Origin of the sequence: Streptomyces sp. ISL-43 (genome assembly GCF_018614195.1) — a bacterium.
Lineage (GTDB): Bacteria > Actinomycetota > Actinomycetes > Streptomycetales > Streptomycetaceae > Streptomyces.
Genome location: NZ_JAGGOT010000013.1, coordinates 325,410 through 346,159 on the forward strand (window position 1 = coordinate 325,410; position 20,750 = coordinate 346,159).

A 20,750-nucleotide genomic window follows, 5' to 3' on the forward strand; every position below is an offset into this window, starting at 1 on the left:
CCCCTGGTCGTTCTCGTCGGCCCCATGGGGTCCGGCAAGTCGACCGTGGGCGAGCTGATCGCGCGGCGGCTCGGCGTCTCCTACCGGGACACGGACGCCGACATCGTGGCGGCCCAGGGCCGGGAGATCTCCGACATCTTCGTGGACGAGGGCGAGACGTACTTCCGTGAGCTGGAGCGGGAGGCGGTCGCGGCCGCCGTCGCCGGGCACGACGGCGTCCTCGCCCTCGGCGGCGGCGCCGTCCTCGACGAGGAGACGCGGCGGCTGCTGACCGGGCTGCCCGTCGCCTACCTCTCGATGGACGTCGAGGAAGCCGTCCGGCGCGTGGGCCTCGGCGCCGCGCGCCCGCTGCTCGCCATCAACCCGCGCCGCCAGTGGCGCGAGCTGATGGAGGCCAGGCGCCCCCTGTACACCGAAGTCGCGCGCGTCGTGGTGGCCACCGACGACCGCACCCCCGAAGAGGTCGCGCAGGCGGTCCTCGACGCTCTGGAGTTGAAGAACGCATGACAGACCAGGTGACGCGGATCCAGGTCGGCGCGAGCGCCGGGCACGACGCGTACGAGGTGCTGGTCGGCCGGCAGCTGCTCGGCGAGCTCGGCTCCCTGATCGGTACGAAGGCCCAGCGGGTCGCCGTCATCCACCCCGAGGCACTCGCCTCGACCGGTGAGGCACTGCGCGACGACCTCGCCGCGCAGGGCTACGAGGCCGTCGCCATCCAGGTGCCGAACGCCGAGGAGGCCAAGACGGCCGAGGTGGCGGCGTACTGCTGGAAGGCGCTGGGCCAGTCCGGCTTCACCCGCACCGACGCCATCGTCGGCGTCGGCGGGGGAGCCACCACCGACCTCGCGGGCTTCGTCGCGGCCTCCTGGCTGCGCGGCGTGCGCTGGATCGCCGTGCCCACCACCATCCTGGCGATGGTGGACGCGGCCGTCGGCGGCAAGACCGGCATCAACACCGCCGAGGGCAAGAACCTCGTCGGCGCCTTCCACCCGCCGGCCGGCGTGCTCTGCGACCTGGCCGCGCTGGAGTCGCTGCCGGTCAACGACTACGTCAGCGGCCTCGCCGAGATCATCAAGGCCGGATTCATCTCCGACCCGGTGATCCTCGACCTGATCGAGGCGGACCCGGAAGCGGCGCGCACGCCCGCCGGCCCGCACACGGCCGAGCTGATCTGCCGCTCCATCCAGGTCAAGGCGGACGTGGTCTCCAGCGACCTCAAGGAGTCGGGGCTGCGGGAAATCCTGAACTACGGGCACACCCTCGCGCACGCCATCGAGAAGAACGAGCGCTACAAGTGGCGGCACGGCGCGGCCGTCTCGGTCGGCATGGTCTTCGCGGCCGAGCTCGGCCGGCTGGCGGGCCGCCTCGACGACGCGACGGCCGACCGGCACAAGGCGGTCCTCGCCTCGGTGGGGCTGCCGCTGACCTACCGCGGCGACCAGTGGCCCAAGCTGCTGGAGACCATGAAGCTCGACAAGAAGTCCCGTGGCGACCTGCTGCGCTTCATCGTCCTGGACGGGCTGGCCAAGCCGACCGTCCTGGAGGGCCCGGACCCGGCCGTTCTCGTGGCGGCCTTCGGCGAAGTCACGGCCTGACCCGTCCGCCGGGGTCACGGCCGGGCCCCGGCCCTGTCGTGAGCCCCGGCGGACGGCACGGTTCGGGCAACCGTGCGACCGAGTGACCCGACCAGCCCTCCGGGTCATATAACGTTCTCGCATCAGTCGTGCTGGAACGGGACGGAGTGGCAGCGGATGCAGCATGGAGTGGCGGGCGGGAGCTGGGAGCCGTCGGGGGGTCAGCGCCCGGCGGCGCCCCCGCACCCGCAGGCGCCCCCGGCGCTGGGCTGGCCCGTACCGCCCGTGCCGCCCGCGTCCGTGCCCGTACCGGGGCCGCAGGACGGGGCCACCGGGCACATACCGCTGCCGCCCGCCGCCCCCGGCACCGGAGGCGCCACCCTCGCGGTGCTGCTGATCGGTCCCGCGGGCGCGGGCAAGACCACCGTGGCCCGCCACTGGGCGGGCACCCGGCCGGTCCCCACCGCGCACATCAGCCTGGACGACGTACGGGAATGGGTGTGCTCGGGCTTCGCGGACCCGCAGGCCGGCTGGAACGACCACTCCGAGGCCCAGTACCGCCTCGCCCGCCGCACCTGCGGCTTCGCCGCCCGCAACTTCCTGGCCAACGGGATCTCCTGCATCCTCGACGACGCCGTGTTCCCGGACCGCCCGGTCGTGGGCCTCGGCGGCTGGAAGCGCCACGTCGGGCCCGCGCTGCTGCCGGTCGTCCTGCTGCCCGGCCTGGAGATCGTCCTGGAGCGCAACGCGGCCCGCTCCGGGAACCGGCGGCTCTCCGACGAGGAAGTCGCGCGCATCCACGGCCGCATGGCGGGCTGGTACGGATCCGGGCTGCCGATCATCGACAACTCCCATCTGGACATCGAGGGCACCGCCCGGGCCCTGGACGAGACCCTGGCCCGCGCCATATCGGCTCCGGCCTACTGAGCCCATCCCGCCGAGCCCACCGCGTCCCCGTACGGCGGCGCTCGCCAGGCCGGATGCGCGAGCCGCTCGTAGGCTCGGAAGCATGTCAGACGTGTACGCGGCCCGCCGGGGCCTGCTTCGCGACCGCTGTGCGGCCGCCGGAAACGCCGCCGCACTCATCACGCGTCCGGCGAACGTCCGCTACCTCTCCGGGGCTTCGCCGCCGGGCGCCGTCCTGCTGGTCGGACCGGGCGGCGAGGACATGCTCTTCTGCGCGGGGCAGCCCTCCGGGGAGGCCGACGAGGGACGGCTCGACGAGAACCTGCGGCTCTCCGTGCTGGCCGGACCCGGCGCGGATCCCGCGGTCGCCGCCGCCGACCTGGCCGCCTCCTCGCACGCCGATTCCCTCGCCGTCGAGGAGCACCACATCACCGTGGGCCGGCACCGGGCCCTGCGCTCCGTGGCGCCCAGACTGCGCCTCGCCGATCTCGGGACCGCCGTCGAGCAGCAGCGCCTCGTCAAGGACGAGGAGGAGATCGCCTGTCTGCGGATCGCCGCCGAGATCGCCGACCAGGCCCTCGGCGAGCTGCTGGAATCGATCCTGGTGGGCCGCACCGAGCGGCACCTCGCCCTCGAACTGGAGCGCCGCCTCGTGGACCACGGCGCCGACGGCCCGGCCTTCCCGACCTCGGTCGGCACGGGCCCGCACTCCGGCCGCTCCCGGCACCGGCCTTCCGACCGGCGGGTGGAGGAAGGCGACTTCCTCTCCGTCTGTCTCGGCGCGAACTACCGGGGCTACCGCTGCGAGATCGGCCGGACCTTCGTGATCGGCACGACCCCCGCCGACTGGCAGATCGAGCTGTACGACCTCGTCTTCGCCGCCCAGAGGGCGGGCCGGGAGGCCCTGCTGCCCGGGGCCGCGTACCGGGACGTGGATCACGCCGCCCGCTCCGTGCTCGACTCCGCGGGTCACGGCGAGGCCCTCGCGGCGTGGACGGGACACGGCGTAGGTCTCGAAATCGACGAGGACCCGCAGCTTGCACCCACGGCCATGGGTAAACTGGACGCTTGCGTGCCGGTCACCGTCGAACCGGGGGTTCACCTCCCGGGCCGGGGCGGCGTCCGGATCGATGACACGCTCGTCGTTCGCCCCGAGGCGGACGGCGGTCCCGAGCTACTCACCATTACGACCAAGGAGCTGCTCGCGCTCTAGCCCGCATCGCCGGGCTGTGCGCGCACCCGTGGTCTTCCAGTGCAGGAGATTCCCAAACCGTGGCTTCCACGAACGACCTCAAGAACGGCATGGTGCTGAAGCTCGACGGGGGCCAGCTCTGGGCCGTCGTCGAGTTCCAGCACGTCAAGCCCGGCAAGGGCCCGGCCTTCGTGCGCACCAAGCTGAAGAGCGTCATGTCCGGCAAGGTCGTCGACAAGACGTTCAACGCCGGCACCAAGGTCGAGACGGCCACCATCGACCGCCGCGACATGCAGTTCTCGTACATGGACGGCGAGTACTTCGTCTTCATGGACATGGAGGACTTCGACCAGCTGATGGTCGACCGGAAGGCCGTCGCCGACGCCGCCAACTTCCTCATCGAGGGCATGACCGCCTCCGTGGCCCGCCACGAGGGCGAGGTGCTCTACGTCGAGCTCCCGGCCGCCGTCGAGCTGGTCATCCAGCACACCGACCCGGGCGTCCAGGGCGACCGCTCCACCGGCGGCACCAAGCCGGCGACGCTGGAGACGGGCCACGAGATCCAGGTTCCCCTCTTCGTCAACACCGGCGAGAAGGTCAAGGTCGACACCCGCACCAGCGACTACCTCGGCCGGGTGAACAGCTAACCGTGGCTGCCCGGAGCAACGCGCGCAAGCGCGCTTTCCAGATCCTGTTCGAGGCCGACCAGCGCGGGGTGTCCGTGCGCGAGGTCCTCGCGGACTGGGTCCGCCACTCGCGGTCGGACACCGACCGCCAGCCCGCGGTGAACGAGTTCACCATGGAGCTCGTCGAGGGGTACGCCGACAAGGTGGACCGCATCGACGATCTGATCGCCACCTACGCGGTGGACTGGGACCTCGACCGCATGCCGGTCGTGGACCGGAACATCGTGCGCCTCGGCGCCTACGAGCTGATCTGGGTGGACGGCACCCCGGACGCCGTGGCGATCGATGAGGCCGTCCAGCTGGCCAAGGAGTTCTCCACGGACGAGTCGCCCTCGTTCGTGAACGGACTGCTCGGCCGCTTCAAGGACCTCAAGCCGAAGCTGCGTCGCAGCGAGAGCTGACACGCGCCGGTCCGGCGCGGACGAAAGGGCCCGCAGCGCACGCGCGCTGCGGGCCCTTTCGTCGTGTCCGGGGCGGCCGCACCTGCCGCCCGGACACGAAAAACCGGCGGGTGCCGGGGCCTCTCGGCCCCCGGCACCCGCCGGTAACGTTTCTGCTGGGCCTTGGCCCGGTACTGCTATCGGACTAGATGTCCTCGTGCGCCACAGCGCGACGCGCGTCCGCGTCCAGCACGCCCCAGCTGATGAGCTGCTCGGTCAGGACCGAGGGGGACTGGTCGTAGATGACGGCGAGGGTGCGCAGGTCGTCCTGGCGGATCGAGAGCACCTTGCCGTTGTAGTCGCCGCGCTGGCTCTGGATGGTCGCCGCGTAGCGCTGCAGCGGGCCGGCCTTCTCCGCGGGGACGTGGGCCAGGCGCTCCAGGTCCAGGCGCAGCTTCGGCGGCGGCTCGGCCGCTCCGCCGGGGGTCGTGCCCGGAAGCAGTTCCTGCACGGGCACCCCGTAGAAGTCCGCCAGCTCGGCGAGGCGCTGGACGGTCACGGCGCGGTCCCCGCGCTCGTAAGAACCGACCACTACGGCCTTCCACCGGCCCTGGGACTTCTCCTCGACACCGTGGAGGGAAAGGCCCTGCTGGGTGCGGATGGCGCGGAGCTTGGCCCCGAGCTGTTTGGCGTATTCGCTGGACATAACGCTCCCGGACGCTGTGCGCTGTGACGACATGGACACTGTGAGACATGGACCACGTGCGGCTCCGCCGCGCGGCTGGTAACTCACTGTGAGGTTACGCAGCGTTACTTGGATGCGTCAAGCCGAATGGTCTCCAACGCCCACGTAAGACGGGTCCTGGTCTGCCCCGATGCGGGATTGGGGGAATCCCCCTGGTACCGTGGAACAGGTACATCAGACGTCCTTTAAGGTCCGTCCCGTGAGGCGGAGAAGGAGGTCCTTTTCATGGACACTCAGCACACCCGGCACGCAGAGGACACCGCTCGCAATCCCGAGCGTTCCGATGTCATGCGTCCCGTTCTCGAAGCGCAGGACATCGCCCGGGTCCTGACCCGTATCGCCCACGAAATCGTCGAACGCGCCAAGGGTGCCGACGACGTGGTCCTCCTCGGCATTCCCACCCGCGGCGTCTACCTCGCCCGCCGGCTGGCCGCCAAGCTCGAAGAGATCACCGGTGCCAAGATCCCGGTCGGTTCCCTCGACATCACCATGTACCGCGACGACCTTCGGATGAAGCCGGCCCGCGCCATCGGCCGCACCGAGATCCCCGGCGACGACATCGACGGCCGCCTGGTCGTCCTCGTCGACGACGTCCTCTTCTCCGGCCGCACCATCCGCGCCGCCCTCGACGCCCTCGGCGACATCGGCCGCCCCCGCGCCGTGCAGCTCGCGGTCCTCGTCGACCGGGGCCACCGCGAACTGCCGATCCGCGCCGACTACGTCGGGAAGAACCTCCCCACGTCGCTGCGCGAGAACGTTCAGGTCCAGCTCCAGGAGGAGGACGGCCGGGACGCCGTACTGCTCGGCCAGCGGACCGACCGGGCAGCGGGGCAGTAGCCCGTACGAGCGACCGGGCCCCTCGGGGGTCCGCGCCGAAGCCTGCCCTGCCGCACCCCCAGCCCGACCGTCTGCCCTCCCCGACTTACGGAGAACCCGGATGAAGCGCCACCTCATCTCGGCCGCCGATCTCACGCGCGACGACGCCGTCCTCATCCTCGACACCGCCGAGGAGATGGCCCGCGTCGCGGACCGGCCGATAAAGAAGCTGCCCACCCTGCGCGGCCGTACGATCTGCAACCTCTTCTTCGAGGACTCGACCCGCACCCGGATCTCCTTCGAGGCCGCCGAGAAGCGGCTGTCAGCCGATGTGATCAACTTCGCGGCGAAGGGCTCCAGCGTCTCCAAGGGCGAGTCCCTCAAGGACACCGCCCAGACCCTGGAGGCCATGGGCGTCGACGCCGTGGTCATCCGGCACAGCGCCTCCGGCGCCCCCTACCGGCTCGCGACCTCCGGCTGGATCGACGCCCCCGTGATCAACGCGGGCGACGGCACCCACCAGCACCCGACGCAGGCGCTGCTCGACGCCTTCACGATGCGCCGCCGCCTGGTGGGCAAGGACGCCGGGCTCGGCAAGGACCTGAACGGCCGCCGGATCACCATCGTCGGCGACGTCCTGCACAGCCGGGTCGCCCGCTCCAACGTCGACCTGCTGCACACCCTCGGCGCCGAGGTCACCCTGGTGGCCCCGCCCACCCTGGTGCCGGTCGGCGTCGAGGCCTGGCCGTGCGAGATCTCGTACAGCCTGGACGAGGTGCTGCCGAAGTCCGACGCCGTGATGATGCTGAGGGTGCAGCGCGAGCGCATGAACGCGGCCTTCTTCCCGACCGAGCGCGAGTACTCCCGCCGCTACGGCCTGGACGGCGCCCGCATGGCGCGGATGCCCGAGCACGCGATCGTCATGCACCCCGGCCCGATGGTCCGCGGCATGGAGATCACCGCCGAGGTGGCCGACTCCGACCGCTGCACGGTCGTCGAGCAGGTCGCCAACGGCGTCTCCATCCGCATGGCCGTCCTGTACCTGCTGCTCGGAGGCTCCGAGCCCGCCGTCACCACCAGCACCTCCGCCCGCACCGAGGAGACGAAGTAAAGATGAGCAAGATCCTGATCCGTGGCGCGAAGGTACTCGGTGGCGAGGCGCAGGACGTCCTGATCGACGGCGAGACCATCGCCGCCGTGGGCGCGAACCTGGACGCCGCGGACGCGACCGTCATCGAGGCCGAGGGCCAGACCCTCCTCCCCGGCCTCGTCGACCTCCACACCCACCTGCGCGAGCCCGGCCGCGAGGACTCCGAGACGGTTCTCACCGGCACCCGCGCCGCCGCCTCCGGCGGCTACACGGCCGTCTTCGCCATGGCCAACACCTTCCCCGTCGCCGACACCGCCGGCGTCGTCGAGCAGGTCTGGCGCCTGGGCAAGGAGTCCGGCTACTGCGACGTGCAGCCCATCGGCGCCGTCACCGTCGGCCTCGAGGGCAAGCAGCTCGCCGAGCTGGGCGCCATGCACGAGTCCGCCGCCCGCGTCACCGTCTTCTCCGACGACGGCAAGTGCGTGGACGACGCCGTGATCATGCGCCGCGCCCTGGAGTACGTGAAGGCCTTCGGCGGCGTCGTCGCCCAGCACGCCCAGGAGCCCCGCCTCACCGAGGGCGCCCAGATGAACGAGGGCGTCGTCTCCGCCGAGCTCGGTCTCGGCGGCTGGCCGGCCGTCGCCGAGGAGTCGGTCATCGCCCGCGACGTCCTGCTCGCCGAGCACGTCGGCTCCCGCGTGCACATCTGCCACCTCTCCACCGCCGGCTCCGTCGAGATCATCCGCTGGGCCAAGTCCCGCGGCATCGACGTCACCGCCGAGGTCACCCCGCACCACCTGCTCCTCACCGACGAGCTCGTGCGCTCGTACAACCCCGTCTACAAGGTCAACCCGCCGCTGCGCACCGAAGCCGACGTGCTGGCCCTGCGCGAGGCGCTCGCCGACGGCACGATCGACATCGTCGCCACCGACCACGCCCCGCACCCGCACGAGGACAAGGACTGCGAGTGGGCCGCGGCCGCCATGGGCATGGTGGGCCTGGAGACCGCGCTCTCCGTCGTCCAGCAGACGATGGTGGAGACCGGACTGCTCGACTGGGCGGGCGTCGCCGAGCGGATGTCCTTCGCCCCGGCGCGCATCGGTGGCATCCCGAACCACGGACGCCCCGTCTCGGCAGGTGAACCCGCGAACCTGACCCTGGTCGATACCTCGTACCGTGGTGTCGTGGACCCCGCACACTTCGCCTCCCGCAGCCGCAACACGCCTTACGAGGGCCGTGAGCTGCCGGGGCGCGTCACTCACACCTTCCTGCGGGGCCGGGCAACGGTCGTGGACGGGAAACTGGCGTGACACCTGCAGTAATCCAACTGGCCGCCGAGGCCGCCGAACGACAGTCGGCGGAGGTGACGGACTGGGGCGCCCGCATCGCGTGGGTGATCGGTCTGCTCGTCTTCATCGCGTTCGTGTACTGGCTGATGCGGCAGGGCTGGAAATGGCGCGGCACCCTGCAGAGCGATCTGCCGGAGCTGCCCGCCGCCCCCAGCGGCCTCCCCGCGCACCGGCTGGCCCTGACCGGCCGGTACCACGGGTCCACCACCGCCGGGCAATGGCTCGACCGGATCGTCGCCCACGGTCTGGGCGTCCGCAGCCGGGTCGAGCTCACGCTCACCGACGCGGGCCTCGACGTGGTCCGTCCGGGTGCCACCGACTTCTTCGTACCGGCCGCGCAGCTGCGCGGCGCCCGCCTCGACAAGGGAATCGCGGGCAAGGTACTCACCGAGGGCGGTCTCCTCGTCGTCACATGGGCGCACGGCGACAGGCTGATCGACTCCGGATTCCGCTCCGACCGCGCGGCGGAACACGCCGCCTGGGTCGACGCGGTCAACGCGATGAACAAGACGAACCACTCACTCACCACGACGGAAGGCGCCGAACGATGACGACCTCCACCAGGGGAGCAGCCAAAGCTCCCGCCGTACTCGTCCTGGAGGACGGTCGGATCTTCCGCGGCCGCGCCTACGGCGCTGTGGGGGAGACCTTCGGCGAGGCCGTGTTCTCCACGGGCATGACCGGCTACCAGGAGACCCTCACCGACCCGTCGTACCACCGGCAGGTGGTCGTGATGACCGCCCCGCACGTGGGCAACACCGGTGTCAACGACGAGGACCCCGAGTCCTCCCGCATCTGGGTCGCCGGGTACGTCGTACGCGACCCCGCGCGGGTCCCCTCGAACTGGCGCTCGCAGCGCTCGCTGGACGAGGAGCTCGTCAAGCAGGGCGTCGTCGGGATCTGCGGCATCGACACCCGCGCCCTGACCCGCCACCTGCGCGAGCGCGGCGCCATGCGCGTCGGCATCTTCTCCGGCGAGAGCCTCGGCAAGGGAGGGGACGACGCGAGCCTGCTGGCCCGCGTCCTGGAGGCCCCGCAGATGAAGGGCGCGAACCTCTCCGCCGAGGTCGCCACCAAGGAGGCGTACGTCGTCCCCGCGATCGGTGAGAAGAAGTTCACCGTCGCCGCCGTGGACCTCGGCATCAAGGGCATGACCCCGCACCGGATGGCCGAGCGCGGCATCGAGGTGCACGTTCTCCCCGCCACCGCCACCGTCGAGGACGTGTACGCGGTCAACCCCGACGGCGTGTTCTTCTCCAACGGCCCGGGCGACCCGGCCACCGCCGACGGCCCCGTCGCGGTCATGCAGGGCGTCCTGGAGCGCAAGACCCCGCTCTTCGGCATCTGCTTCGGCAACCAGATCCTGGGCCGCGCGCTCGGCTTCGGCACCTACAAGCTGAAGTACGGCCACCGCGGCATCAACCAGCCGGTCCAGGACCGCACCACCGGCAAGGTCGAGATCACCGCGCACAACCACGGCTTCGCCGTGGACGCGCCCCTCGACAAGGTCTCCGAGACCGCCTACGGCCGCGCCGAGGTCTCCCACGTCTGCCTGAACGACCAGGTCGTCGAAGGCCTCCAGCTGCTCGACCAGCCGGCCTTCTCCGTCCAGTACCACCCCGAGGCAGCTGCCGGCCCGCACGACGCCGCGTACCTCTTCGACCGCTTCACGTCTTTGATGGAAACCGCCCAGATGGAGGCCGAGCGTGCCTAAGCGCACCGATATCCAGTCCGTCCTGGTCATCGGCTCCGGCCCGATCGTCATCGGCCAGGCCGCCGAGTTCGACTACTCCGGAACCCAGGCCTGCCGCATCCTCAAGGCCGAGGGCCTGCGGGTGATCCTGGTGAACTCCAACCCCGCCACGATCATGACCGACCCGGAGATCGCCGACGCCACGTACGTCGAGCCGATCACGCCCGAGTTCGTCGAGAAGATCATCGCGAAGGAGCGCCCCGACGCGCTGCTCCCGACCCTCGGCGGCCAGACCGCGCTCAACACCGCCATCTCCATGCACGAGCAGGGTGTGCTGGAGAAGTACGGTGTCGAGCTCATCGGCGCCAACGTCGAGGCCATCAACAAGGGCGAGGACCGCGACCTCTTCAAGGGCGTCGTCGAAGCCGTCAAGGCCAAGATCGGTTACGGCGAGTCCGCCCGCTCGGTCATCTGCCACACGATGGACGACGTCATCGCGGGCGTCGAGACGCTCGGCGGCGGCTACCCCGTCGTCGTCCGCCCCTCCTTCACCATGGGCGGCGCCGGCTCCGGCTTCGCCCACGACGAGGAAGAGCTGCGCCGCATCGCCGGCCAGGGCCTGATGCTCTCCCCGACCACCGAGGTGCTCCTGGAGGAGTCCATCCTCGGCTGGAAGGAGTACGAGCTGGAGCTGATGCGCGACACCAAGGACAACGTCGTCGTCGTCTGCTCCATCGAGAACTTCGACCCGATGGGCGTCCACACCGGTGACTCGATCACCGTCGCCCCGGCGATGACGCTCACCGACCGCGAGTACCAGCGGCTGCGCGACATCGGCATCGCGATCATCCGCGAGGTCGGCGTCGACACCGGCGGCTGCAACATCCAGTTCGCGATCGACCCGGCCGACGGCCGCGTCATCGTCATCGAGATGAACCCGCGCGTCTCGCGCTCCTCGGCGCTCGCGTCGAAGGCCACCGGCTTCCCGATCGCCAAGATCGCCGCCAAGCTGGCCATCGGCTACACGCTCGACGAGGTCCCCAACGACATCACCGAGAAGACGCCGGCCTCCTTCGAGCCGTCCCTCGACTACGTCGTCGTCAAGGCCCCGCGCTTCGCCTTCGAGAAGTTCCCGCTCGCCGACGCCACCCTCACCACCACCATGAAGTCGGTGGGCGAGGCCATGGCCATCGGCCGCAACTTCACCGAGGCCCTCCAGAAGGCCCTGCGCTCGCTGGAGAAGAAGGGCTCGCAGTTCACCTTCGTCGGCCCCACCGGCGACAAGGAAGAGCTCCTCGCCACCGCGGTCCGCCCGACCGACGGCCGCATCAACACCGTCATGCAGGCCATCCGCGCCGGCGCCACCCAGGAAGAGGTCTTCGAGTCCACGAGGATCGACCCCTGGTTCGTCGACCAGCTCTTCCTCATCAAGGAGATCGCGGACGAGCTGGCCGCCGCCGACAAGCTCCACCCCGAGCTGCTCGCCGAGGCCAAGCGCCACGGCTTCTCCGACGTGCAGATCGCCGAGATCCGCGGCCTGCGCGAGGACGTCGTCCGCGAGGTCCGCCACGCGCTGGGCGTCCGCCCGGTCTACAAGACGGTCGACACCTGCGCCGCCGAGTTCGCCGCGAAGACCCCGTACTTCTACTCCTCGTACGACGAGGAGTCCGAGGTCGCCCCCCGCGAGAAGCCCGCGGTCATCATCCTGGGCTCCGGCCCGAACCGCATCGGCCAGGGCATCGAGTTCGACTACTCCTGCGTCCACGCCTCCTTCGCGCTCAGCGACGCCGGCTACGAGACCGTGATGGTCAACTGCAACCCGGAGACCGTCTCCACGGACTACGACACCTCCGACCGCCTGTACTTCGAGCCGCTCACGCTCGAAGACGTGCTGGAGATCGTCCACGCCGAGTCGCTGGCCGGCCCCATCGCCGGTGTCATCGTCCAGCTGGGCGGCCAGACCCCCCTCGGCCTCGCCCAGGCCCTCAAGGACAACGGCGTCCCCGTCGTCGGTACCCCGCCGGAGGCCATCCACGCCGCCGAGGACCGCGGCGCCTTCGGCCAGGTCCTCGCCGACGCCGGCCTGCCCGCCCCCAAGCACGGCACCGCCACCACCTTCGCCGGCGCCAAGGCCATCGCCGACGAGATCGGCTACCCCGTCCTCGTACGCCCCTCGTACGTGCTCGGCGGCCGCGGCATGGAGATCGTCTACGACGAGGACCGGCTGTCCTCGTACATCGCCGAGTCCACCGAGATCTCGCCGACCCGCCCGGTCCTCGTCGACCGCTTCCTCGACGACGCCATCGAGATCGACGTCGACGCCCTCTACGACGGCACCGAGCTCTACCTCGGCGGCGTCATGGAGCACATCGAGGAAGCCGGCATCCACTCCGGCGACTCGGCCTGCGCCCTGCCCCCGATCACCCTCGGCGGCTACGACATCAAGCGGCTGCGCGCCTCCACCGAGGCCATCGCCAAGGGCGTCGGCGTCCGCGGTCTGATCAACATCCAGTTCGCGATGGCGGGTGACATCCTCTACGTCCTGGAGGCCAACCCGCGCGCCTCCCGGACCGTCCCCTTCACCTCGAAGGCGACCGCCGTCCCGCTCGCGAAGGCCGCCGCCCGCATCTCCCTCGGCACCACCATCGCCGAGCTGCGCGAAGAGGGCATGCTCCCGAAGACCGGCGACGGCGGCACCCTGCCGCTCGACGCGCCGATCTCCGTCAAGGAGGCCGTCATGCCGTGGTCGCGCTTCCGCGACATCCACGGCCGCGGCGTGGACACCGTCCTCGGCCCGGAGATGCGCTCCACCGGCGAGGTCATGGGCATCGACTCCGTCTTCGGCACGGCGTACGCCAAGTCGCAGGCCGGCGCCTACGGCCCGCTGCCCACCAAGGGCCGCGCCTTCATCTCCGTCGCCAACCGCGACAAGCGCTCGATGATCTTCCCGGCCCGCGAGCTCGTCGCCCACGGCTTCGAACTGCTCGCCACCTCCGGCACCGCCGAGGTACTGCGCCGCAACGGCATCAACGCCACCGTCGTGCGCAAGCTCAGCGAGGGCGAGGGCCCGGACGGCGAGAAGACCGTCGTCCAGCTCATCCACGACGGCCAGGTCGACCTGATCGTCAACACCCCGTACGGCACGGGCGGCCGCCTCGACGGCTACGAGATCCGTACGGCCGCCGTGGCGCGCGGCGTCCCGTGCCTCACCACGGTCCAGGCACTCGCCGCGGCCGTCCAGGGCATCGACGCGCTCAACCGCGGCGACGTAGGCGTCCGCTCGCTCCAGGAGCACGCGAAGCGCCTGACGGCGGCCCGCGACTAGGTCCGGGCAGGACCGACAAGCCCGTACGGCCCGTAGGAGGGGAGGGGGACACCGGATGCGCGACACGCGCCGGGTGTCCCCCTCTTCATGAGCGCACAAGGGAACCCCTCGATGTACAAACTCTTCTTCAACCTGGTCTTCAAGCGGATGGACCCCGAGCGGGCCCACTACCTGGCCTTCCGCTGGATCCGCCTCGCGGCGGCCACGCCGGTGCTGCGCACCTTCGCCGCCGCCGCCCTGGCCCCCCGCTACGAATCGCTGCGCACCGAGGCCCTCGGGCTGCGGATGCACGGCCCCTTCGGGCTCGCGGCGGGTTTCGACAAGAACGCCGTCGCCATCGACGGGATGTCGATGCTCGGCTTCGACCACATCGAGATCGGCACGGTCACGGCCGAGGCACAGCCGGGCAACCCGAAGAAGCGGCTGTTCCGGCTCGTCCCGGACCGCGCGCTGATCAACCGGATGGGCTTCAACAACGAGGGCTCCGCGGCGGTCGCCGAGCGCCTGGCCGCCCGTAACCCGGTCTTCGCGACGGTCGTCGGTGTCAACATCGGCAAGACCAAGGTGGTCCCGGAGGAGGAGGCGGTCGCCGACTACGTCGCCTCCACCGAGCGGCTCGCCCGCCACGCCGACTACCTGGTCGTCAACGTCTCCTCGCCGAACACCCCGGGACTGCGCAACCTCCAGGCGACCGAGTCGCTGCGCCCGCTGCTGACGGCCGTACGGGAAGCCGCGGACCGCGTCGTCACCGACCGCCGGGTCCCGCTGCTCGTCAAGATCGCCCCGGACCTGGCCGACGAGGACGTGGACGCGGTCGCCGACCTGGCCCTGGAACTGGGTCTCGACGGCATCATCGCCACCAACACGACGATCGCCCGCGAGGGCCTCGGCCTCAAGTCCTCCCCGTCCCTGATCAAGGAGACGGGCGGACTGTCCGGCGCCCCGGTCAAGGAGCGCTCCCTGGAGGTCCTGCGCCGCCTGTACGCCCGCGTGGGCGACCGGCTGGTCCTGGTGGGCGTCGGCGGCATCGAGAACGCCGAGGACGCCTGGCAGCGCATCCTGGCCGGCGCGAGCCTCGTCCAGGGCTACAGCGCCTTCATCTACGAGGGCCCCTTCTACGCCCGCGCCATCCACAAGGGCCTGGCCGCGCGCCTGGCCGCCAGCCCCTACGCGACCCTCGCCGAAGCGGTGGGCGCCGAGAACCGAGAGGCCGCGCTGTGACCGCTGTGACCCCTGTGATCCCCTTCGGTGCCCGCCTGCGCGTGGCGATGGACACCCGCGGTCCGCTGTGCGTGGGCATCGACCCGCACGCGGCGCTGCTGGCCTCCTGGGGCCTGAACGACGACATCGCCGGGCTGGAGAAGTTCTCCCGCACGGTGGTCGAGGCGCTGGCCGACTCGGTGGCGGTCTTCAAGCCGCAGGCGGCGTTCTTCGAGCGGTTCGGGTCGAAGGGCATCGCGGTGCTGGAGCAGACCGTGGCCGACGCCCGTGCGGCCGGCACGCTGGTCGTCATGGACGCGAAGCGGGGCGACATCGGCTCGACGATGGCCGCGTACGCGGAGACCTTCCTGTCGCCCTCCTCGCCGCTCTTCTCCGACGCGCTCACCGTCTCCCCGTACCTGGGCTACGGCTCGCTCGCCCCGGCGGTCGAGCTGGCCCGCGCTTCCGGGGCCGGGCTCTTCGTCCTGGCCCTGACCTCGAACCCGGAGGGCGCGGAGGTCCAGCGGGCGGTGCGCGAGGACGGCCGGACGATCGGCGCGACGATGCTCGGGCACCTGGCGGCGGAGAACGCGGGGGCCTCCCCGATGGGCTCCTTCGGCGCCGTCGTGGGCGCGACCCTCGGGGACCTGTCGTCCTTCGACCTCGACATCAACGGGCCGCTGCTGGCGCCCGGCATCGGTGCGCAGGGGGCGACGGCGGCGGACCTGCCGCGGGTCTTCGGCGCGGCCGTCCGCAATGTCGTGCCGAACGTGTCGCGCGGCGTGCTGAAGCACGGGCCGGACGCGGCCGCGCTGCGCGCCTCGGCGCGCGCCTTCGCGGACGAGATCCGCGAGGCCGTCGCGGCGTAGCCCGCCGCGTCCCCGCCCGGTCGCCGGGCGCGTCGCCGCCGGGGTGCGGCCTCGCCCCGGCGCGACCGGTTTCCTTCGCTCCCGCACATCCGGCCCCGCTCCGCCGGCGCCACCGTCCGCCGGGACCCTGCCCGAGGACGTCGGCATGCCGGGGGCGCCTGGTGCCCTGGTCACCCTCCCCGCCCGCCGGGATCGAGGCCGGCCGACCCCTGTGTGACACGGATCACCGACATCGCCGCGGCCTGTACGGACGCGGGCGCCGACGGGCTCTCGGTGGTCAATACCGTTCTCGGCGCGGCCATCGGCCCCGAGGGGGTCGACGGCGGCCTCCCGGGCCCGCGATCCGGCCCGCCGCCGGGCGGTGCCCGCACCGGGTCCACGGGGCGATGCCCGCCGGCGGAGTACGGGGGGTTCCCCTCCCCGGCCTGCGCGGATTGCCTCCGGCCGGGTCGCGCTCGCCGTCGTCCTCGCCGCGGCTCGCGGCGTGGCGGCCGGGACGGCGCCGGTCGACGATCCGTTCGCGCCGCCGAGGAACGCGACGACCCGCGTTCGGCACTCACCGCACGCGGAATCCGGAGCGTTCGAGGGCGCCGTCGGGCCGGCTCGTCGCACTGTCTGACGAAATTCGAACGTCATTCACCGGACAAAACCGGGGTAGTTTGCCCGTGATGTACGGTTCAGTGGAGGCTGACCAGGACTTTTCGTCCGTTCTCGCTGACTGGAGCGGTCATGGCCGCTAGTCTCCGACCAGAGTGAACGAGCAGCGATCGAGCAACACCGCTGTTCGGGCGCTTCCCTGGTGTGGTGCCCACGGGCTCCCCACCGGTCCCTAACCGACAGTTCGACATCCGAGGTGACGTAGGCGTGGCTCTTCCGCCCCTTACCCCTGAACAGCGCGCAGCAGCGCTCGAAAAGGCCGCCGCGGCTCGCCGGGAGCGGGCCGAGGTGAAGAATCGACTCAAGCACTCCGGCGCCTCCCTCCAAGACGTCATCAAGACGGGCCAGGAGAATGACGTCATCGGCAAGATGAAGGTCTCCGCACTTCTGGAGTCCTTGCCTGGCGTGGGCAAGGTGCGCGCCAAGCAGATCATGGAGCGCCTCGGCATCTCCGAATCCCGGCGTGTCCGAGGTCTCGGTTCCAACCAGATCGCCTCTCTGGAGCGTGAGTTCGGCACTCCTGCGGCCTGACGCGTCGCCTGAAGTTCCACCGGCGTTCTCAGGCAGTCCCGAGAAGCTGGATAATCGCTCTATGGCAGCAGAGGTTCGTCCGCGGCTGACCGTGCTCTCCGGCCCTTCGGGGGTCGGCAAGAGCACGGTCGTCGCGCATATGCGCAAGGTCCACCCCGAGGTCTGGCTCTCGGTGTCGGCCACCACCCGCAAGCCGCGGCCCGGTGAGCGACACGGAGTCCACTACTTCTTCGTCAACGACGACGAGTTCGACAAGCTGATCGCCAATGGCGAGCTGCTGGAGTGGGCCGAGTTCGCGGGCAACCGCTACGGCACACCGCGCGGCGCAGTACTGGAACGCCTGGAAAACGGCGAGCCGGTCCTGCTGGAGATCGATCTCCAGGGCGCCCGGCTGGTCCGGGAGTCGATGTCCGAGGCGCAGCTGGTCTTCCTGGCGCCTCCGAGCTGGGACGAGCTGGTCCGCCGGCTCACCGGCCGGGGCACCGAATCGGCGGAGGTCATCGAGCGGAGGCTCGCCACCGCGAAGATCGAACTGGCTGCCGAGTCCGAGTTCGATTCGACCCTGGTCAACACCTCGGTCGAGGATGTGGCGCGCGAGCTGCTAGCCTTGATGAATGTTGTTTGATCGTTGATCGATGTTTCAGTCGATCGGTGTTCGTCAACGGATCTTTCAACCCATCTTCGGAAGGTAGAGCGTGTCCTCTTCCATCACTGCGCCCGAGGGCATCATCAACCCGCCGATCGACGAGCTGCTCGAGGCCACGGACTCGAAGTACAGCCTCGTGATCTACGCGGCCAAGCGTGCCCGTCAGATCAACGCGTACTACTCGCAGCTCGGTGAGGGCCTGCTCGAGTACGTCGGCCCGCTGGTGGACACCCACGTCCACGAGAAGCCGCTTTCGATCGCGCTGCGCGAGATCAACGCGGGTCTGCTGACCTCCGAGGCCATCGAGGCCCCGGCTCAGTAAGGCACGAGTTTTTCCTTCACCACAGGCCCGGCAGAACATCTGCCGGGCCTGTGGTGTGTCATATGTGTCATAGGTGAGTACGGGGACCAGCCGAAGGGGCGTGTGTGGTGGGTAAGCCGAAGGTCGTGCTCGGAGTCAGCGGCGGGATCGCCGCTTACAAGGCGTGCGAGCTGCTGCGCCGGCTGACCGAGTCGGGACACGACGTACGGGTGGTGCCGACGGCGGCGTCGCTGAACTTCGTCGGCGAGGCCACGTGGTCCGCCCTCTCCGGGAACCCGGCGTCCACCGAGGTCTGGGAGAGCGTCCACGAGGTGCCGCACGTGCGCATCGGGCAGTCGGCCGACCTCGTCGTCGTCGCCCCGGCCACCGCCGACCTGCTCGCCAAGGCCGCCCACGGGCTGGCCGACGACCTGCTCACCAACACCCTGCTCACCGCGCGCTGCCCCGTGGTGTTCGCACCCGCGATGCACACCGAGATGTGGGAGCACCCGGCCACCCAGGAGAACGTGGCCACGCTGCGCCGGCGCGGCGCCGTCGTCATCGAGCCGGCCGTCGGCCGGCTCACCGGCAAGGACACCGGCAAGGGGCGACTGCCCGACCCCGAGGAGATCTACGAGGTCTGCCGCGGCGTCCTGCGCCGGGGCGCCCTGCCCGGCGGTACGGGGGGGCCCGACCTCGCCGGCCGGCACGTGGTGATCAGCGCGGGCGGAACGCGGGAGCCGCTGGACCCGGTCCGTTTCCTGGGCAACCGCTCCTCCGGCAAGCAGGGCTACGCGCTGGCCCGTACCGCCGTCGCGCGCGGGGCCCGGGTCACCCTGGTCTCCGCCAACGCCGCGCTCGCCGACCCGGCCGGGGTGGACGTCGTACGGGTCGGGACCGCCACGCAGCTGCGCGAGGCCGTGCTGAAGGCGGCCGCGGACGCCGACGCCGTGGTCATGGCCGCGGCCGTGGCCGATTTCCGGCCGGCCCAGTACGCGGGCGGGAAGATCAAGAAGAAGGACGGCGAGGAGCCCGCGCCGGTGGCCCTCGTACGCAATCCCGACGTCCTCGCCGAGATTTCCGCCGACCGGGCCCGGGAGGGCCAGGTCGTCGTCGGATTCGCCGCCGAGACGGACGACGTGCTCGCCAACGGGCGCGCCAAACTCCTCCGCAAGGGGTGCGACCTCCTCGTGGTGAACGAGGTCGGCGAGAGCAAGACCTTCGGTTCCGAGGAGAACGAGGCGGTCATCCTGGCCTCTGATGGCAATGAGGTGACTGTCCCCTATGGTCCGAAGGAAGCGCTCGCGGACGTGATTTGGGACCAGGTCGCACCGCGCATCGGATCGCGACGCGCCTGAGTGGCGCCTCTTTCCGCGGGCAACTCCTTGCGTCAGAATGGAGTGCCGCAGGTCACACGCCTCCCACAGGGCGAGACGGGTGGTCCGGTGGACGGTGGCGACCGATAAACTGCATCCGGAACGTGATCGGGCGCAGCCTCCGATGTGGTTCCGCCAATGATTCAGCCAGCAGCCGCTGCAACCTCAGGGAGCGTTGTGTCCCGTCGCCTTTTCACCTCGGAGTCCGTGACCGAGGGTCACCCCGACAAGATCGCTGACCAGATCAGCGACACCATCCTCGACGCGCTCCTCACCGAGGACCCGACCTCGCGCGTGGCCGTGGAGACCCTCATCACCACCGGTCTCGTGCACATCGCCGGCGAGGTGACGACGAAGGCGTACGCGCCGATCGCGCAGCTCGTCCGCGACAAGATCCTGGAGATCGGCTACGACTCCTCGAAGAAGGGCTTCGACGGCGCCTCCTGTGGCGTGTCGGTGTCCATCGGCGCGCAGTCCCCGGACATCGCGCAGGGCGTCGACACCGCTTACGAGCAGCGCGTCGAGGGCGATGAGGACGAGCTCGACAAGCAGGGCGCCGGCGACCAGGGCCTGATGTTCGGCTACGCCTGCGACGAGACGCCCGAGCTGATGCCGCTGCCGATCCACATCGCGCACCGGCTCTCCAAGCGGCTCTCCGAGGTCCGCAAGAACGGGACCATCCCCTACCTGCGCCCCGACGGCAAGACCCAGGTCACCATCGAGTACGACGGCGACAAGGCCGTCCGCCTCGACACCGTCGTCGTGTCCTCGCAGCACGCCGCGGACATCGACCTGGACTCGCTGCTCGCTCCCGACATCCGCGAGTTCGTCGTCGAGTACGTGCTGGCCCAGCTCATCGAGGACGGCATCAAGCTCGACACCGAGGGCTACCGCCTGCTGGTGAACCCGACCGGGCGTTTCGAGATCGGCGGCCCGATGGGCGACGCCGGTCTGACCGGCCGCAAGATCATCATCGACACCTACGGCGGCATGGCCCGCCACGGCGGCGGCGCCTTCTCGGGCAAGGACCCGTCCAAGGTCGACCGTTCCGCCGCCTACGCCATGCGCTGGGTCGCCAAGAACGTCGTCGCCGCGGGCCTGGCCTCGCGCTGCGAGGTCCAGGTCGCCTACGCCATCGGCAAGGCCGAGCCCGTCGGCCTCTTCGTCGAGACCTTCGGCACCCACAAGGTGGACGTACAGAAGATCGAGGACGCCATCGGCCAGGTCTTCGACCTGCGTCCCGCCGCGATCATCCGCGACCTCGACCTGCTCCGCCCGATCTACGCCCAGACCGCCGCCTACGGCCACTTCGGCCGCGAGCTGCCGGACTTCACCTGGGAGCGCACCGACCGCGTCGACGCGCTGCGCGCCGCCGCGGGCCTGTAAGCGCCGCAGCTCGTGACGGAAGGCCCCG

At 70.7% G+C, this 20,750-nt stretch carries 20 protein-coding genes; 19 read left to right on the forward strand and 1 reads right to left on the reverse strand.

Annotated features, from left to right (window positions below; all coding sequences use genetic code 11):
* The first annotated feature begins 24 nt into the window (after positions 1–24).
* The 6 genes from J7F03_RS09520 (at position 25) to nusB (ending at position 4,759) form a co-directional block, all read left to right on the forward strand.
* The gene (locus J7F03_RS09520) at positions 25–507 is read left to right on the forward strand and encodes a shikimate kinase (protein WP_214948341.1); all 483 of its coding nucleotides are present in this window, start codon (positions 25–27) and stop codon (positions 505–507) included.
* Complete coding sequence (gene aroB / locus J7F03_RS09525) at positions 504–1,595, forward strand: 3-dehydroquinate synthase (protein ID WP_214948210.1); 1,092 nt, start codon at positions 504–506, stop codon at positions 1,593–1,595. The genes J7F03_RS09520 and aroB overlap by 4 nt, the downstream gene beginning before the upstream one ends.
* Before the next feature lie 156 nt (positions 1,596–1,751).
* Complete coding sequence (locus tag J7F03_RS09530) at positions 1,752–2,501, forward strand: AAA family ATPase (protein ID WP_214948211.1); 750 nt, start codon at positions 1,752–1,754, stop codon at positions 2,499–2,501.
* 82 nt (positions 2,502–2,583) lie between these two features.
* On the forward strand, positions 2,584–3,693 hold the full coding sequence (locus J7F03_RS09535; RefSeq protein ID WP_214948212.1) for an aminopeptidase P family protein: 1,110 nt from the start codon (positions 2,584–2,586) through the stop codon (positions 3,691–3,693).
* Positions 3,694–3,752: 59 nt separating this feature from the next.
* On the forward strand, positions 3,753–4,319 hold the full coding sequence (gene efp / locus J7F03_RS09540) for an elongation factor P (protein WP_214948213.1): 567 nt from the start codon (positions 3,753–3,755) through the stop codon (positions 4,317–4,319).
* 2 nt (positions 4,320–4,321) lie between these two features.
* The gene (gene nusB / locus J7F03_RS09545) at positions 4,322–4,759 is read left to right on the forward strand and encodes a transcription antitermination factor NusB (protein ID WP_214948214.1); all 438 of its coding nucleotides are present in this window, start codon (positions 4,322–4,324) and stop codon (positions 4,757–4,759) included.
* A gap of 184 nt (positions 4,760–4,943) precedes the next feature.
* On the opposite strand, the gene bldD is transcribed toward nusB, so the two are convergent.
* On the reverse strand, positions 4,944–5,444 hold the full coding sequence (gene bldD / locus J7F03_RS09550; protein ID WP_069929708.1) for a transcriptional regulator BldD: 501 nt from the start codon (positions 5,442–5,444) through the stop codon (positions 4,944–4,946).
* A gap of 264 nt (positions 5,445–5,708) precedes the next feature.
* Here bldD and pyrR point away from each other — a divergent pair, with 264 nt between their 5' ends.
* From pyrR to metK, 13 genes are all read left to right on the forward strand, one after another.
* On the forward strand, positions 5,709–6,320 hold the full coding sequence (gene pyrR, locus J7F03_RS09555) for a bifunctional pyr operon transcriptional regulator/uracil phosphoribosyltransferase PyrR (protein WP_214948215.1): 612 nt from the start codon (positions 5,709–5,711) through the stop codon (positions 6,318–6,320).
* A gap of 100 nt (positions 6,321–6,420) precedes the next feature.
* Positions 6,421–7,410 carry an aspartate carbamoyltransferase catalytic subunit gene (locus J7F03_RS09560; RefSeq protein ID WP_214948216.1) on the forward strand — a complete coding sequence of 330 codons (990 nt, stop codon included), beginning with the start codon at positions 6,421–6,423 and terminating at the stop codon, positions 7,408–7,410.
* A 2-nt stretch (positions 7,411–7,412) separates the two neighbouring features.
* On the forward strand, positions 7,413–8,699 hold the full coding sequence (locus tag J7F03_RS09565) for a dihydroorotase (RefSeq protein ID WP_214948217.1): 1,287 nt from the start codon (positions 7,413–7,415) through the stop codon (positions 8,697–8,699).
* Positions 8,696–9,289, forward strand: a complete 594-nt coding sequence (locus J7F03_RS09570; protein WP_214948218.1) for a hypothetical protein — start codon at positions 8,696–8,698, stop codon at positions 9,287–9,289. The genes J7F03_RS09565 and J7F03_RS09570 overlap by 4 nt, the downstream gene beginning before the upstream one ends.
* Positions 9,286–10,452 carry a glutamine-hydrolyzing carbamoyl-phosphate synthase small subunit gene (carA, locus tag J7F03_RS09575; protein WP_214948219.1) on the forward strand — a complete coding sequence of 389 codons (1,167 nt, stop codon included), beginning with the start codon at positions 9,286–9,288 and terminating at the stop codon, positions 10,450–10,452. The genes J7F03_RS09570 and carA overlap by 4 nt, the downstream gene beginning before the upstream one ends.
* Positions 10,445–13,756, forward strand: a complete 3,312-nt coding sequence (carB, locus tag J7F03_RS09580; protein ID WP_214948220.1) for a carbamoyl-phosphate synthase large subunit — start codon at positions 10,445–10,447, stop codon at positions 13,754–13,756. Before carA ends, carB begins: the two co-directional genes overlap by 8 nt.
* A gap of 111 nt (positions 13,757–13,867) precedes the next feature.
* Positions 13,868–14,977 (forward strand): quinone-dependent dihydroorotate dehydrogenase, encoded by a 1,110-nt coding sequence (locus tag J7F03_RS09585; RefSeq protein ID WP_214948342.1) that lies wholly within the window; start codon positions 13,868–13,870, stop codon positions 14,975–14,977.
* Positions 14,978–14,982: 5 nt separating this feature from the next.
* A complete protein-coding gene (pyrF, locus tag J7F03_RS09590) occupies positions 14,983–15,825 on the forward strand; it encodes an orotidine-5'-phosphate decarboxylase (protein ID WP_214948343.1) in 843 nt (280 codons plus the stop codon).
* 864 nt (positions 15,826–16,689) lie between these two features.
* Positions 16,690–17,013 carry an integration host factor, actinobacterial type gene (locus J7F03_RS09595; protein ID WP_214948221.1) on the forward strand — a complete coding sequence of 108 codons (324 nt, stop codon included), beginning with the start codon at positions 16,690–16,692 and terminating at the stop codon, positions 17,011–17,013.
* Positions 17,014–17,074: 61 nt separating this feature from the next.
* Positions 17,075–17,638, forward strand: a complete 564-nt coding sequence (gene gmk, locus J7F03_RS09600; RefSeq protein WP_214948222.1) for a guanylate kinase — start codon at positions 17,075–17,077, stop codon at positions 17,636–17,638.
* A 70-nt stretch (positions 17,639–17,708) separates the two neighbouring features.
* Entirely contained in the window at positions 17,709–17,981 is a 273-nt protein-coding gene (rpoZ, locus tag J7F03_RS09605) for a DNA-directed RNA polymerase subunit omega (protein WP_004948662.1), read from the forward strand.
* A 107-nt stretch (positions 17,982–18,088) separates the two neighbouring features.
* Complete coding sequence (gene coaBC / locus J7F03_RS09610) at positions 18,089–19,318, forward strand: bifunctional phosphopantothenoylcysteine decarboxylase/phosphopantothenate--cysteine ligase CoaBC (protein ID WP_214948223.1); 1,230 nt, start codon at positions 18,089–18,091, stop codon at positions 19,316–19,318.
* 195 nt (positions 19,319–19,513) lie between these two features.
* Positions 19,514–20,722 (forward strand): methionine adenosyltransferase, encoded by a 1,209-nt coding sequence (metK, locus tag J7F03_RS09615; protein WP_214948224.1) that lies wholly within the window; start codon positions 19,514–19,516, stop codon positions 20,720–20,722.
* The last annotated feature ends 28 nt before the right edge of the window (positions 20,723–20,750 follow it).

Excerpts from the sequence above, each read along its gene's own strand:
- J7F03_RS09520 (WP_214948341.1), top strand. The coding sequence starts at position 25 with ATGGGGTCCGGCAAGTCGACCGTGGGCGAGCTGATCGCGCGGCGGCTC.
- J7F03_RS09535 (WP_214948212.1), top strand. The coding sequence starts at position 2,584 with ATGTCAGACGTGTACGCGGCCCGCCGGGGCCTGCTTCGCGACCGCTGT.
- carA (WP_214948219.1), top strand. The coding sequence starts at position 9,286 with ATGACGACCTCCACCAGGGGAGCAGCCAAAGCTCCCGCCGTACTCGTC.
- aroB (WP_214948210.1), top strand. The coding sequence starts at position 504 with ATGACAGACCAGGTGACGCGGATCCAGGTCGGCGCGAGCGCCGGGCAC.
- bldD (WP_069929708.1), bottom strand. The coding sequence starts at position 5,444 with ATGTCCAGCGAATACGCCAAACAGCTCGGGGCCAAGCTCCGCGCCATC.
- J7F03_RS09530 (WP_214948211.1), top strand. The coding sequence starts at position 1,752 with ATGCAGCATGGAGTGGCGGGCGGGAGCTGGGAGCCGTCGGGGGGTCAG.
- pyrR (WP_214948215.1), top strand. The coding sequence starts at position 5,709 with ATGGACACTCAGCACACCCGGCACGCAGAGGACACCGCTCGCAATCCC.
- J7F03_RS09585 (WP_214948342.1), top strand. The coding sequence starts at position 13,868 with ATGTACAAACTCTTCTTCAACCTGGTCTTCAAGCGGATGGACCCCGAG.
- J7F03_RS09560 (WP_214948216.1), top strand. The coding sequence starts at position 6,421 with ATGAAGCGCCACCTCATCTCGGCCGCCGATCTCACGCGCGACGACGCC.
- J7F03_RS09565 (WP_214948217.1), top strand. The coding sequence starts at position 7,413 with ATGAGCAAGATCCTGATCCGTGGCGCGAAGGTACTCGGTGGCGAGGCG.
- gmk (WP_214948222.1), top strand. The coding sequence starts at position 17,075 with ATGGCAGCAGAGGTTCGTCCGCGGCTGACCGTGCTCTCCGGCCCTTCG.